The organism is Streptomyces sp. DSM 41931 (genome assembly GCF_050271085.1).
GTDB classification, from domain to species: Bacteria; Actinomycetota; Actinomycetes; order Streptomycetales; family Streptomycetaceae; genus Streptomyces; species Streptomyces albogriseolus.
Genome location: NZ_CP189902.1, coordinates 6,301,444 through 6,315,248, shown reverse-complemented (window position 1 = coordinate 6,315,248; position 13,805 = coordinate 6,301,444). Strand labels below are relative to the sequence as shown.

13 protein-coding genes are annotated in these 13,805 nt (G+C 72.5%); all 13 read right to left on the bottom strand.

All coding sequences use genetic code 11. The features are described 5' to 3' along the window. Positions 1 to 30: 30 nt before the first annotated feature. Complete coding sequence (locus tag ACP7TJ_RS28855; RefSeq protein ID WP_093767302.1) at positions 31 to 159, bottom strand: DUF6126 family protein; 129 nt, start codon at positions 157 to 159, stop codon at positions 31 to 33. Then, complete coding sequence (locus ACP7TJ_RS28850) at positions 156 to 779, bottom strand: helix-turn-helix domain-containing protein (RefSeq protein ID WP_093767301.1); 624 nt, start codon at positions 777 to 779, stop codon at positions 156 to 158. The genes ACP7TJ_RS28855 and ACP7TJ_RS28850 overlap by 4 nt, the downstream gene beginning before the upstream one ends. A 78-nt stretch (positions 780 to 857) precedes the next feature. Further along, on the bottom strand, positions 858 to 2,273 hold the full coding sequence (locus tag ACP7TJ_RS28845) for an aspartate aminotransferase family protein (protein WP_367448234.1): 1,416 nt from the start codon (positions 2,271 to 2,273) through the stop codon (positions 858 to 860). Beyond that, positions 2,270 to 4,183, bottom strand: a complete 1,914-nt coding sequence (gene dxs / locus ACP7TJ_RS28840) for a 1-deoxy-D-xylulose-5-phosphate synthase (protein ID WP_167744437.1) — start codon at positions 4,181 to 4,183, stop codon at positions 2,270 to 2,272. Before dxs ends, ACP7TJ_RS28845 begins: the two co-directional genes overlap by 4 nt. Positions 4,184 to 4,211: 28 nt before the next feature. Next, positions 4,212 to 5,366: a flavodoxin-dependent (E)-4-hydroxy-3-methylbut-2-enyl-diphosphate synthase gene (ispG, locus tag ACP7TJ_RS28835; RefSeq protein WP_266550770.1), complete on the bottom strand. Its 1,155-nt coding sequence runs from the start codon at positions 5,364 to 5,366 to the stop codon at positions 4,212 to 4,214. A 5-nt stretch (positions 5,367 to 5,371) separates the two neighbouring features. Then, entirely contained in the window at positions 5,372 to 6,394 is a 1,023-nt protein-coding gene (gene hpnH, locus ACP7TJ_RS28830) for an adenosyl-hopene transferase HpnH (protein ID WP_167740871.1), read from the bottom strand. Positions 6,395 to 6,399: 5 nt separating this feature from the next. Next, positions 6,400 to 7,041 carry a 1-hydroxy-2-methyl-2-butenyl 4-diphosphate reductase gene (locus tag ACP7TJ_RS28825; RefSeq protein WP_093769045.1) on the bottom strand — a complete coding sequence of 214 codons (642 nt, stop codon included), beginning with the start codon at positions 7,039 to 7,041 and terminating at the stop codon, positions 6,400 to 6,402. After that, positions 7,041 to 9,080, bottom strand: a complete 2,040-nt coding sequence (gene shc, locus ACP7TJ_RS28820; protein WP_266550768.1) for a squalene--hopene cyclase — start codon at positions 9,078 to 9,080, stop codon at positions 7,041 to 7,043. The genes ACP7TJ_RS28825 and shc overlap by 1 nt, the downstream gene beginning before the upstream one ends. Positions 9,081 to 9,197: 117 nt before the next feature. Further along, a complete protein-coding gene (locus ACP7TJ_RS28815; RefSeq protein ID WP_167740878.1) occupies positions 9,198 to 10,262 on the bottom strand; it encodes a polyprenyl synthetase family protein in 1,065 nt (354 codons plus the stop codon). 71 nt (positions 10,263 to 10,333) lie between these two features. Continuing rightward, positions 10,334 to 11,764: a hydroxysqualene dehydroxylase HpnE gene (hpnE, locus tag ACP7TJ_RS28810; protein WP_427766453.1), complete on the bottom strand. Its 1,431-nt coding sequence runs from the start codon at positions 11,762 to 11,764 to the stop codon at positions 10,334 to 10,336. After that, positions 11,761 to 11,880 (bottom strand): DUF6380 family protein, encoded by a 120-nt coding sequence (locus ACP7TJ_RS28805; protein ID WP_427766451.1) that lies wholly within the window; start codon positions 11,878 to 11,880, stop codon positions 11,761 to 11,763. The genes hpnE and ACP7TJ_RS28805 overlap by 4 nt, the downstream gene beginning before the upstream one ends. Further along, entirely contained in the window at positions 11,880 to 12,830 is a 951-nt protein-coding gene (hpnD, locus tag ACP7TJ_RS28800) for a presqualene diphosphate synthase HpnD (protein WP_387580401.1), read from the bottom strand. The genes ACP7TJ_RS28805 and hpnD overlap by 1 nt, the downstream gene beginning before the upstream one ends. Beyond that, positions 12,827 to 13,768, bottom strand: coding sequence for a squalene synthase HpnC (hpnC, locus tag ACP7TJ_RS28795; protein WP_373312583.1), 942 nt, complete (start codon positions 13,766 to 13,768; stop codon positions 12,827 to 12,829). Before hpnC ends, hpnD begins: the two co-directional genes overlap by 4 nt. Between the last annotated feature and the right edge of the window lie 37 nt (positions 13,769 to 13,805).

Genomic DNA, 13,805 nt, shown 5'->3' with positions numbered 1-13,805 from the left:
CCGCGTCCGCGTCCGCCGCCGCCGCGGCCGTCACTTCTTCGGCGCGATCTCGAAGAGGAAGTAGATGAAGGCGGCGAAGAGGTGCCCGACCACGACGTAGACGAACAGCCGGACCCACAGGGCCCGCGGGAACTTCTCCTCCATGTCCTTGCCGCTCATGGGGTCTCTCCAGGGGTCGGGCCCAGGCACAGGGCGGCCGTGGGACTCTGCAACAGGGTGTGGACGAACAGCAGCTCGACCCCGTCGGGGTCCTGCGCTGCGATGCGGTGCGGGGTCAGCGAGTCGAAGTGCGCGCTGTCGCCCGGGCCCAGCCGGTGCAGGGCGTCCCCGAGGCGCAGCCGCAGCCGCCCTTTGAGCACGTACAGCCACTCCTCTCCGGGGTGGACGCGCACGATGTCGCCCTGGGAGCCGTGCGGCACATGGACCCGCAGCGCCTGCATGCCGCGTCCGGCGGCTCCGGCCTGCCAGTACGTCCAGCCGCCGGCCACCGTGGGGTCCATGTCGGCGGCGCGCACCACGGCGTCCCGGTCGGCGGCCGACTCCCCGAGCAGCTCGGAGACGGTCGTACCGTAGATCCGGGCGAGGGAGAGCAGCATTGGCAGCGAGGGCTGGCGCTGTCCGGTCTCCAGCCGGGAGAGGTGGGCGGGCGACAGGCCCGCCTGCCGTGCGGCGGCCTCCAGCGTCAGGGAGGCCCGCCGGCGCAGGGCCCGCAGCTGCGGAGCGACCGCGGGAAGCGCCTCGGCAGGCTCGTCCCGCGGCGCGGTCTCGGAGGAGCTCATGCCCCCATTGAGCACCAGACCTTGCCCCTGGGGCAATTCTCTTGCCCCAGAGGCAAAGCCCGTCGGGGTTTCGCACGGTCAGCGGTTGGCGACCGCCTGCTTCACCAGGGTCCTGCCGAAGTCCCAGATGAGTCCGCCCTCGTGGGCGTCGTCCATCACCGCGGTGAAGGCGTCCACGAACCGGTTCACGTCCCCCTCGTCGATGATCAGCGGGGGGATCAGCTTGATCACCTCCAGATGGTCCCCGGAGACCTGCGTGAGAATACGGTGCCGCTGAAGCAGCGGGACCACCACCATCTGCGCGAACAGCCCCTTGCGGGCCGCCTGGAGCATGGCCCAGCGCGAGCGCAGCTTCAGCGAGCGGGGCCGGCCGAACTCGATGCCGATCATCAGGCCCCGGCCGCGGACGTCGGCGAGCAGCTCGTAGCGGTCGGTCAGGGCTGCCAGCCGGGTGCGCAGCAGGTCCCCGACGGCGCGCACGTGCGCCACGATCTGCTCGTCCTCCATGACCGACAGCACCGCGAGGCCCGCCGCCATGGCCTGCGCGTTGGAGCCGAAGCTGGCGGAGTGCACCAGCACCCGGTCCATCGACGAGAAGACCTTCCTGAAGATCCAGTCCTTGCCGAGCGTGGCACCCACCGGCACATACCCGCCGGACAGCGCCTTGGCCACGCACACCAGGTCCGGCTGCACGCCCTCCTCGTGCTGGTAGGCGTAGAAGTCGCCGGTGCGGCCGAGCCCGGTCTGGACCTCGTCGGCGATCAGCAGCGCCTTGTGCCGGTGCAGCAGGTCCTGCGCGGCCCGCAGATAGCCGGGCGGGGCCTCGTGCACGCCCTTGCCCTGGATCGGCTCCACGATCAGCGCGGCCACGTCGCCCTTGCGCAGCTCACGCTCCAGCGCGTCGAGGTCCCCGAGCGGCACGGCCGTGTCGGGCAGCAGCGGGGCGAACCCGTCCCGGAAGCCGGACTCGCCGTTGACCGACAGGGCGCCGGTGGTCAGCCCATGGAAGGCGTGCTCGCAGTACAGCACCCTGGGCCGGCCGGTGGCGTAGCGGGCGAACTTCAGGGCGCCCTCCACGGCCTCCGTGCCGCTGTTGCCGAAGAACACCCGGTCCAGATGCGGGCTGTGGGCGAGGAGCCGCTCGGCGAGCAGGCCCGGCAGCGGCTGGCAGTCGAAGCGGGTGAGGTCGGCCAGGGACAGGTCCAGGACGTCGTGCAGCGCCTTGCGGACCACGGGGTGGTGGCGGCCGAGGCCCATCACCCCGAACCCGGCGAGCATGTCCAGGTGGTCGTGGCCTTCGGCGTCCCAGAAGTGGGCGCCCTCGGCGCGCTCGTAGACCTTGTCGAAGCCGATGGTGTGCAGCATGCGCGGGAGCTGCGGGTTGAGGTACCGGTTGTGCAGCTCGTAGCGCTCGGCCCCGCGCTCGGCCAGCAGCGCGGCGAGGTCGAACTTCCCGGCCTGTGACGACTCCGACGCGGACTCCGCGGTGGTCATGCCTGGTGCTCCTGTGCGTCCGGTGACTGTTTCGCGAGTTGCTCCCCGGCGGCGAGGCTCGCACTGATCCGCCCGGCGACGTCGACGGGCGTGAGACCGATGTCGGCGAGGACCTCGCCGCGCTTGGCGTGCGCGAGGAACTGCTCTGGGATGCCGAACCGCCGTACCGGCACGTCGACCTCGGCGTCGCCCAGCGCCAGCGCCACCGCCGAACCGACCCCGGCGGCGCGGCTGTTGTCCTCCACGACGGCCACCAGCCGGTGCCGTGCGGCCAGCGGCGGGAGAGCGGGGTCGACGGGCTTGACCCAGCGGGGGTCGACGACGGTGCAGCCGATCCCGCGCGCCTGAAGCAGGTCCGCGGCCTGGAGGCAGACGGACGCCATCACCCCGACGGCCACCAGCAGCACCTCGGGGTCGTCCGCGCGGTGCAGCACGTCCATGCCGCCGATCCGGTCCGCCGCCGGGATCGCCGGGCCGACGGACTCCTTCGGGAAGCGCAGCAGGGTGGGCGCGTCGTCCACCGCGACGGCCTCGCGGAGCTGGGCGCGCAGCTGGTCGGCGTCGCGGGGCGCGGCGATGCGCAGGCCGGGGACGGCCTGGAGCACCGACATGTCCCACATGCCGTTGTGGGAGGGGCCGTCCGTGCCGGTGACGCCGGCCCGGTCCAGCACGAAGGTGACGCCGCAGCGATGCAGGGCCACGTCCATCAGGAGCTGGTCGAAGGCGCGGTTGAGGAAGGTGGCGTAGACGGCGACGACCGGGTGCAGTCCGCCGGTGGCGAGGCCCGCGGCGGACACGGCGGCGTGCTGCTCGGCGATGCCGACGTCCCACACCCGGTCCGGGAAGCGCTCGGCGAAGGGGCCGAGGCCGACCGGGTGGAGCATGGCGGCAGTGACGGCCACCACGTCCTCGCGTTCCTCGCCGATCCTGACGATCTCCTCGCCGAAGACGGAGGTCCAGGACGGCCCGCCGGAGGGGGCGAGGGGAGCGCAGGTGAGCGGGTCCATCACGCCGACGGTGTGGAAGCGGTCCTCCTCATGCGCGACGGCGGGTTCGTAGCCGCGGCCCTTCTCGGTGATGCAGTGCACGAGGACGGGGCCGTGGAAGCGCTTGGCGCGGCGCAGCGCGGACTCCACGGCGCGGATGTCGTGGCCGTCGATCGGGCCGACGTACTTCAGACCCAGGTCCTCGAAGAGGCCCTGGGGGGCGAAGGCGTCCTTGAAGCCCTTCTTCGCGCCGTGCAGCGCCTCGTAGACGGGCGGGCCGACCACGGGGGTGCGCTGGAGGACGTCCTTGCCCCAGGCCAGGACGCGTTCGTAGCCGTCGGTGGTGCGCAGGGCGGCGAGGTGGTTGGCGAGGCCGCCGATGGTGGGGGCGTAGGAGCGTTCGTTGTCGTTGACGACGACGATGAGCGGACGGTCCTTGGCGGCGGCGATGTTGTTCAGCGCCTCCCAGGCCATGCCGCCGGTGAGCGCGCCGTCGCCGACGACGGCGATCACGTGTCCCTTCTCGCCGCGCACCCGGCGGGCCTTGGCGAGCCCGTCGGCCCAGCCGAGTGCGGTGGAGGCGTGGCTGTTCTCGATGACGTCGTGCTCGGACTCCTCCCGGGAGGGGTAGCCGGAGAGGCCGCCCTTGCCGCGCAGCTTGGAGAAGTCCTGACGGCCGGTCAGCAGCTTGTGCACATAGCTCTGGTGGCCGGTGTCCCACAGGATGCGGTCGACCGGCGACTCGAAGACCCGGTGCAGGGCGATGGTCAGTTCCACCACCCCGAGGTTGGGGCCGAGGTGGCCCCCGGTCCTGGCGACCGCGTGCACCAGGAACTCTCTGATCTCGTCGGACAGTTCGCCGAGTTCCGCCTCGGTCAGCGCCTTCAGGTCACGTGGTTGCCGGATGCTCTCCAGAATCGTCACGCTCGGGCCCCCTTCGGTTCCGTGCTGCTCAGCTCACGGTGACGGCCGGCTCCCCCGACGCGGTACCGTCCTTCTCCATCTGTGCGGCGATCTTCATCGCCTCCTCGATCAGGGTCTCGACGATCTTCGACTCCGGCACCGTCTTGATGACCTCGCCCTTCACGAAGATCTGCCCCTTGCCGTTGCCGGAGGCAACACCCAGATCGGCCTCACGCGCCTCGCCCGGACCGTTCACCACACAGCCCATCACCGCGACCCGCAGCGGCACCTCCATACCCGTCAGCCCCGCGGTGACCTCCTCCGCCAGCTTGTACACATCCACCTGCGCACGCCCGCACGACGGACACGACACGATCTCCAGACCCCGCTGACGCAGGTTCAGCGACTCCAGGATCTGGATGCCGACCTTGATCTCCTCCACCGGCGGCGCCGAGAGGGACACGCGGATGGTGTCCCCGATGCCCTGGGAGAGCAGCGCGCCGAAGGCGACCGCGGACTTGATCGTGCCCTGGAAGGCGGGACCCGCCTCGGTGACGCCGAGGTGGAGCGGGTAGTCGCACTGCTCGGCGAGCTGACGGTAGGCCTCGACCATGACGACCGGGTCGTTGTGCTTCACCGAGATCTTGATGTCGCGGAAGTCGTGCTCCTCGAACAGCGACGCCTCCCACAGCGCCGACTCCACCAGCGCCTCCGGAGTCGCCTTGCCGTACTTCTGCAGCAGCCGCCGGTCCAACGAGCCCGCGTTCACCCCGATACGGATCGGGGTGCCGTGGTCCTTCGCCGCCTTGGCGATCTCCTTGACCTGGTCGTCGAACTTCTTGATGTTGCCCGGGTTCACCCGCACCGCCGCGCAGCCCGCCTCGATCGCGGCGAACACGTACTTGGGCTGGAAGTGGATGTCGGCGATCACCGGGATCTGCGACTTCCGCGCGATCACCGCCAGCGCGTCCGCGTCGTCCTGAGTCGGGCAGGCCACCCGCACGATCTGGCAGCCCGACGCGGTCAGCTCCGCGATCTGCTGCAGCGTCGCCCCGATGTCCGACGTCCGCGTGGTCGTCATCGACTGCACCGACACCGGGGCGTTCCCGCCCACCGCCACGGATCCGACCTGGATCTGCCGGCTCTTCCGGCGCACCGCGAGCGTGGCCGGAACCTCGGGGAGGCCCAGGGAGACTGCGGTCATCTGTGTCACTCCCTGTTCGACGAGACGGTCTCGCGCATGGCGCGCAGGGACTCCTTCAGGGAGCCCATGGTGGCGAGGACGGCGGTGGGCTCGTAGCCGCAGTGGGCCATGCAGTTGGCGCAGCGCGGGTCCTTGCCGCGGCCGTACTGGTCCCAGTCGGTGTCCTCGATGAGCTCCCGGTAGGTCGGCACGTACCCGTCGCTCATCAGGTAGCAGGGGCGCTGCCAGCCGAACAGGGAGTAGTTGGGGATCGCCCAGGCGGTGCAGGGGAAGTCCACCTTGCCCTCGAGGAAGTCGAGGAACAGCGGCGAGTGGTTCAGCCGCCAGCGGCGCCGGTTGCCGCCCGCGAAGGCCTTCTTGAACAGCTCCCGGGTCTGCTCCACGCCCAGGAAGTGCTCCTGGTCGGGCGCCTTCTCGTAGGCGTAGGCGGGCGAGATCATCATCTCGTCGACCTTGAGGTCGTCGTTGAGGTAGTTGAGCACCTCGACGACGGTCTGCGGGGTGTCGGTGTTGAAGAACGTCGAGTTGGTGGTGACCCGGAAGCCGCGCCGCTTGGCCTCCTTGATGGCCGCCACGGCCTCGTCGAACACGCCCTCCTTGGCGACGGACTCGTCGTGCCGCTCCCGCAGCCCGTCGATGTGCACCGCGAACGCGAAGTAGGGCGACGGAGTGAACTTGTCCATCTTCTTGCGCAGCAGCATGGCGTTGGTGCACAGGAAGACGTACTTGCGGCGGGCCACCAGCTGACGCGCGATCTCGTCGATCTGCGGGTGCATCAGGGGCTCGCCGCCGGCGATCGACACCATCGGCGCCCCGGACTCCAGGACGGCGCCGACCGCCTGCGCGACGGGCATGCGCTGCTTGAGCACACCGGCCGGGTGCTGGATCTTGCCGCATCCCTCGCACTTGAGGTTGCAGGCGAAGAGCGGTTCCAGTTCGACGATGAGCGGGAACTTGTCCCGCCTGCGGAGCTTCTGTTCGGCCAAGTATGTAGCGACCTTGATGGACTGACGCAGCGGCATGGCCATCTGGCTCACCTCCTGGGGAGCAGCAAGGAACGGTGCCATTCATAGAAAGCCGGGAGTACGGAACGAAGGACACGGAAAGCCGATATTCCACCGCGGACCGTGCCGATGCGGACGAGTTCGTGTTCAGGAGCGTCCACGACCACCCGGACGGCCGCAACCGGGCGCTCGGCCACCCGGACGGCGCTCAGGAGCGTGGCCGCCGACTCCATGTCCACCGCGATCGCGCCGGTCGCGAGCAGGTCGGAGCGTTCGTGGCCGCGGACCACATGGTCGGAGCCGGTGAGCGGGCCGGTGTGCACAGTGCGTCCGGGCACCGCGCGCACCAGCTCCTTCACCAGCAGTTCGGTGCCGACGCACGGCACGCTGCCGCGCGGGTCCCGGGTCTCCTCGGCGACGACCAGGTCGCCGGGGTGCATACCGGGGGCGAGGCCCGCGCAGAAACCGGTGGCGAGGACGGCGGCACCGTGCAGCGCCGGGTCGGCGAGCACCCGGGTGACGGACCGCTCGGCCGCCGCCGGTCCCATGCCGGTGCGCAGCACGGTGACCGGCCCGCCCGGGGTGGCGCGCTCCCGCCTGCGCAGCGCGAACTGTTCGATGCCGAGCGCGCAGGCGATCAGCAGCGGGGCGGGGGCGGGCCGGCCGCTCATCAGCTGCCTTTCGCCTCGGCGAGCGCCTGCCCTGAGCCGGCCGTCGCCTCGGCCGGTTTCGCGGCGAACGGCTCTCCGTGGACGTACCGGCCGAGCGCGGTGAGCGGGAACACCTGCCGGTAGAGGTGGTAGTTGATGGAGAAGTCCCAGGGGAAGCCGGTGCCGGTGAAGTACGGCTCGTCCCAGGAGCCGTCCTCCCGCTGGGTGTCCGCCAGCCAGGCGACGCCGCGTTCGACGGCGGCGGAGTCCCGCTCCCCCGCCGCGAGCAGTGCCATCAGCGCCCAGGCGGTCTGCGAGGCGGTGGAGGCGCCCCGGCCGCTCCACTCCTTGGCGTAGCGGTAGGAGCGCAGGTCCTCGCCCCAGCCGCCGTCCTCGTTCTGCACCTTCTCCAGCCAGGCCACGGCCCGCCGGATCGCCGGGTGGGTCGTGGGGATGCCGGCCGCGGTCAGGGCGGGGACCACGGACCCGGTGCCGTAGATGTAGTTGACGCCCCAGCGGCCGAACCAGGAGCCGTCCGGCTCCTGTTCGGCGAGCAGCCACTCCACCCCGCGCCGGGTGCGCGGGTCCTGGGCGAGCCCCTCGACGGCGAGCATCTCCACGACGTGCGCGGTGACGTCGGCGGACGGCGGATCGATGACCTCGCCGAAGTCGCAGAACGGCAGCCGGTTGGGGAACGGGCTGGTGTTGTCGACGTCGAAGGCGCCCCAGGCGCCGTTCCTCGACTGCATGCCGAGGTTCCAGCGCACGCCGCGCCCGATGGCGTTGTCCAGCCGCTCCGGGTCGTGGTGTCTGACCCGGCGCAGGGCGAGAACCACCTCGGCGGTGTCGTCGATGTCGGGGTAGTTGTCGTTGTGGAACTCGAACGCCCAGCCGCCCGGCGGGAGATGGGGCCGGCGCACGGACCAGTCGCCGGGCCGCACCACCTGCTCGCCGAGCATCCAGTCGGCGGCCTTGACCAGTTGCGGGTGGTCGGCGGGCACGCCCGCGTCGGCCAGCGCGATCGTGGCCAGGCAGGTGTCCCACACCGGGGACTGGCAGGCCTCGATCATCCGGGCGCCGTCCTCGCGCCACACGGCGAACCGGTCCAGGGACTCCAGACCGGCGCGCATCACCGGGTGCTTGAGGTCGTAGCCGAGCAGGTGCAGGGCGATGACCGAGTACACGGCGGGGGGCTGGATGCCGCCCCAGCAGCCGTCGTTCTCCTGCCGTTCGATGATCCAGCGCGCGGCGGCGTTCATCGCGGCCCGGCGCAGCCGGCGCGGGACGGCCCGGCGCAGCGCGTGCAGTCCCTTGTCCAGCCGCTGGAAGGCGCCGTCCCAGGTGTGCGCCGGGGCGAGCGGCCGGGGAGGGTTGGGGTCCGACGGGTCGGTGTGCAGCTCGTCCAGCGGGAACGGGGCGGGCCGCACCGGCCGCTTGGCGGAGACGACGGTGAGCGGCACGATGGTCTGCCGCGCCCAGCAGCCGAAGTCGTAGATGTTGAGCGGCATCCAGGTGGGGAACCAGATCAGCTCGGGCGGCAGTTCGGGCAGGTCCTCCCACTTCCACCAGCCGAACAGGGCCAGCCAGATGCGGGTGAAGACCCGGGACGCGGCGATGCCGCCCTGTTCACGGATCCAGGCCGAGGCCTTCGCCATGTGCTCGGCGTCGGGGGCGTCGCCGGCCAGCCGCAGCGCGACGTACGCCTCGATGGTGGTGGAGAGTTCGCCCGGGCCGCCGTGGAAGGTGGCCCAGGTGCCGTCCTCGCGCTGCTCCCCGCGGATGAACAGGGCGGCGGCGCGGGTGGTGTCCTCGTCGCGGATGCCGAGGAACTGACGCAGCAGCAGGTCCTCGGCGTCCATGGTGACGTTGGTCTCGAGGTCGCCCTTCCACCAGCCCTCGTCGTGCTGACGGGACAGCAGGAAGTCGGTGGCGCGCCGTACGGCGTGGGCGGCGATGTCGGGTACCCCGGCCGCCTCGGGGCTGTCGGTGTCGTGTTCGCTGGCCGCGGTGAGCCGGGACGGCGAGGCCGCCCCGGTGCTTCCGTCGGTCGTCGCTGTCATGGCTTCCCCTTCGTGCAGTCCTGCAAGTGGTGCGTCTGCTGTGGGTCCGCCGTCGGCCGGTGGGTACTCCCGTACCACCGGCCGGCGACTACGCGAGGGCTATTCGACCGATAGTGATCATCTCTTTCGTACGACGACGAAGTCCGCGAGCGCCGTGAACTGTTCCCGCACCCGGTCGGGCATGTCCACGAGGTCGAGGGCCTCGATGGCGATGGTGTGCTGACGTCGTGCCTCCTCGGCGGTCCACTCACGGCCGCCGGCCTCTTCGATGAGGGCGGCACGGGCCGCGAACTCCTCCTCGGAGAAGTTCGCGAAGTCGCTGCTCTTGGCGTCGGCGGCGAGGATCTCGCCGAGCCGGGTGGCGGCCGGGCCGTCCGCGGCGAGCGCGGCCACGACCGGGAGGGACTTCTTGCGCTGGCGCAGGTCGCTCCAGGTCTGCTTGCCGGTGGACTCCGGGTCGCCCCAGATGCCGAGCAGGTCGTCGACCGCCTGGAAGGCCAGGCCCAGGTGGTGGCCGTAGCGCTCCAGGGCGTCGGCGGTGCGCTCGTCCGCGCCGCCGAGGACCGCGCCGATGGAGCTGGCGCAGGCGAGCAGGGCGCCGGTCTTGTTGCCCTCCATCTCCAGGCACTCCTCGACGCTGACCCGGTCGCGGTGCTCGTAGGAGATGTCCTGGGCCTGCCCGTCGATGAGCGCGCGGCTGGCCCGGGTGAGGCGGCGCGTGGCGCGGCCGGCCTCGACGGTGCCGAGTTCCAGCAGCACCTCGTTGGCCAGGGCGAAGAGGGCGTCGCCGACCAGGATGGCCTGGGCGGGGCCGTGCACCTTCCAGACGGTGTCGCGGTGCCGGCGCTGCTCGTCGCCGTCCATCAGGTCGTCGTGCAGCAGCGAGAAGTTGTGGACCAGCTCGACGGCGACCGCGCCGGGCACGCCGGTCTCCGGGGCGGCGCCGGTGACCTCGGCGGACAGCACGGCGAGGGCGGGGCGCACGGCCTTGCCGCCGTCGCCGTCCGCGGGCCGCCCCTGGGCGTCGATCCAGCCGAAGTGGTAGGCGGCGACCGTGTCCATGGGAGGCGCCAGGCGGTCGACGGCCGCCCGCAGTACCGGCGTGGCCAGGGTCCGGCCGCGCTCCAGGAGCGCGGACACGTCCACCGCGGTCCTTCGAGCGGCCTGCGAGGCCGGGGGCACAGTGGGCACAGTCTCTCCTCTTGTTGCGGTACCGGGGGTGCGGGGACCTGCCGCGCCGCTTCGCTGCAGCATCAGGCCGCCTCCTCGAGGGCGAAGAGGTGGCGCGGGCGGGGCCGGCCGAGGGCGCCCAGCGCGGCGTCCGCCGCGCCGACGCCGCTGCGGACCGCACTCTCCATGGTCGCGGGCCACCCGGTGGCGGTCCACGCTCCGGCCAGGTAGAGGCCGGGTGCCTTGGTGCGGGCGCCGGGCCTGAGGCGTCCGACGCCGGGGGCGGGAGCGAAGGTGGCGGTGCGCTCCCGGGTGACGAAGAAGTCCAGGACCTCGGCGTCGCGGGTGCGCGGCAGCAGCCGCTCCAGTTCGGGCAGGTACCGCGCGCGCAGGTCGGCGACGGGCGCGTCGATGTCGTCGTGGGCGACCGACTGGGACAGCGCCAGGTACTGGCCGCGGCGCAGTCCGGAGGCGTCGGTACGGTCGAAGACCCACTGCACGGGGGTGCCGAGGGCGGCGAAGAAGGGCCGGGTGAGCACCGTGCGGTCGTAGACGACGTGGATGTTGAGGATGGGGGCGGTGCCGATGCCGAGCAGCCGGTCGGGGTCGTCGAGCGCGCCCGCGGGCAGCAGGTCGTACGCCTCTCGCTGGGGCACGGCGAGGACGACGGCGTCGGCGCGGAGCGTCTCGCCGGGGATGCCGACGGTCCAGCCGCCGTCGCCGCCGGCGCGGACGGAGGTGACGCGGGCGCGGGTCTCGGTGCGGACGCCGGCGGCGTCGAGGGCCTCGCGGGCGAGCCGGTCGTGCAGCTCCCCGAGCGGCACCCGGGCCCAGCCGATGTCGGCGGCGCCGGGGTCGGAGAGCAGGCCGGTCTTGAACACCATCGCGGCGAGCGCCAGCGAGGAGTCGCCCGCGACGGCGTTGAGGGTGGCGACCCCGACCAGGTCCCACAGGGCCTCGACGGCGCGCGGGGACTGACCGTGGGCGGCGAGCCAACTGCCGAAGTCCTGCTCGTCCAGGGCGGGATCGTCGAGGTCGAGGCCCTTCAGCGCGAGCGCGGCCCGGCCCACCCTGGCCCGATCGGCGAGCGAGAGGTGGGGGTACGCGGCGAGGCTGCGGCCGAGGTGGAGGGGCACCGGCAGCGGGTCGCGCCGCAGCCGGCCCAGCCGCCGGCCCTCGGGACGGTCCGCGTCGACCACGGGCACGTCGAGGCGGTCCTGCAGCGGGGCCAGGTCCGCTCCGCCGATACGATCCAGGAACCAGCGGTAGGCGGTGCAGCAGCGCAGGTAGACGTGCTGGCCGTTGTCGACGGTCAGGTCGCCGCGCCGGAAGGAGAAGGCGAGTCCGCCCAGGCGGGGCCGCCCTTCGAGCAGGGTGACGCGCACCCCGGCGTCGGCGAGGGCGAGGGCGGCGGTGGTGCCGGCCAGTCCGCCGCCGACCACGACGGCGTGGCGTCCCGGCGGGACCGGGCCGTCCGTGCGCGGGGCTCCCTCGGAGCGTGTGCCGTGGCTCATGCGCCCTCCCCTGACCGGCCGGGCGCGACAGGTGCGCGGCCGGCCGTCCCGGTGAGGGACGCGGAGGCGCGGCGGAGGGTTGCCCGCCGCTTTCCGTCCGGGTACGGGGTGTCCATCAGGCGCGCCTCCCGACGGTGCGCCGGGCGGCATGCCGGGTGTCCAGACCGGACAGACCGCGCACCGCCACGTACGCCTTCTCCCGTCCGGGCAGGGAGACCCGGCCGCGCAGCACGGCCTCGGGGTCGCGCTCGATGCGGTCCAGGAGGCGGCGGTAGATGCCGGCCATGGCGGCGACGCAGGCGCCGCTGCGCCGGTCGAGCATGGGGAGCAGGCGGTAGCCCTCGGCGAAGAGGGCGCGGGCCCTGCGCACCTCGAAGTGCACCAGACCCGCGAAGTCCGAGCCCTCCGGCGGTGTCGGTCCGGCGAAGCCGGCGGAGCAGCCGAACTTGGCGAGGTCGTCGGCGGGCAGGTAGGTACGCCCGTTCTGGGCGTCCTCGCGGACGTCGCGCAGGATGTTGGTGAGCTGGAGCGCCAGTCCCAGCGTGTCGGCGTACTCGGAGGCGCGTTCGACGCCGCGCGCGCCGGGCTCGGTGCCGAACACGCCGAGCGAGAGCCGCCCGATGGCGCCCGCGACACAGCGGCAGTAGACCTTCAGGTCGTCCCAGGTCTCGTACGTCTCGCCACGCAGGTCCATCTGGACGCCGTCGATGAGTTCGTCCAGGCCGCCGAGGGGGATCGGGAAGTGCGCAGCGGCGTGGGCGAGGGCGACCGCGACCGGGTCGGTGTCGTCCTCCTCCACCGCGCCCTCGCGGATCCGGGTGAGCAGCGCGCGGGTGTCCTCGAGACGGGCGACCTTGACGTCGTCGGCGAGCGGGCCGTCGCCGATGTCGTCGACCCGCCGGGAGAACGCGTACAGGGCGGACATGGCGCGCCGCTTGGGCGTCGGCAGCAGCCGGATGCCGTAGGCGAAGTTGCGCGCCTGCTGGCCGGTGACGGTCTCGCAGTAGCTGTAGGCGGCGAGTACCGGTGCGGACGCGGATGGCTGGGACTCCACGGTCCGGATCACCCCTTTCCTCGCAGAGTCACGCCCGCCTCGCGCAGCAGCTGCGGCGTGCCGGGCTTGGGCGGGCCGGGAAGTACGTCGTAGTCGGCGGCCGCGATCGCGCGGACGGCCGCCCTTCCTCCCGCCACGAACCCCGCGAGCAGGAGTCTGAGCCGGCCCCGGACGCTGCCCACCAGGGGTGCGCCCTCGTCCAGCAGGTCGAGGGCACGCCGCGCCTGGAACGCGACGAGTGCGCGCACCGAGGCGCCGGCGGTGGGCGCGGCGAGGTCGGCCTCCTGGACGTGGAAACGTTTCATGTCCGCGGCGGGCAGATAGATGCGGTCGCGGCCGAGGTCCTCGGCGACGTCCTGGAGGTGCTCGACGATCTGCAGGGCGGTGCAGATCGCGTCGGAGCGGCGGATGCGCTCCGGGGTGGCGGTCCCGGTGACGGCGAGCACGAGGCGGCCGACCGGGTTGGCCGACAGCTCGCAGTAGGCGAGCAGGTCGTCGTAGGTCTCGTAGCGCGTGACCAGCTGGTCCTGGCGGTTCGCGGCGATCAGCCCGAGAAACGGTCCGGGGGTCAGCGCACGGCGGCGGACCGTGGGTTCCAGGCGGAGCAGGAGGGGGTGACGGGGGCCCGGTCCCGACGGGTCGAACACCCGGCGAAGATCGGCTTCCAGGGCGTCCAGCAGGGTGAGGCGGTCGCCGGCCTCGTCGTCGGGGACGCCGAGGGCGCGGGCGTCGGCGCCGCCGGGGGCCAGGTCGCCGTCGCCGATGTCGTCGACCAGACGGGCGAAGCCGTAGACGGCCATGAGGTCGTGGCGCCAGGCCCTGGGCAGGAAGAAGGGAGCCACCGGGAAGTTCTCGGCGGCGGCCTTGTCGAGCGTGGCCCGTTCGATGTCGGCGGGGCGCGCCTGACCGGCGGCCGTCACCGCGGACTGCCCGGGAAGAGGACGGCGCATGCTGAATTCAGCCGGGGAGTCTCCGAAGCCATTGCCG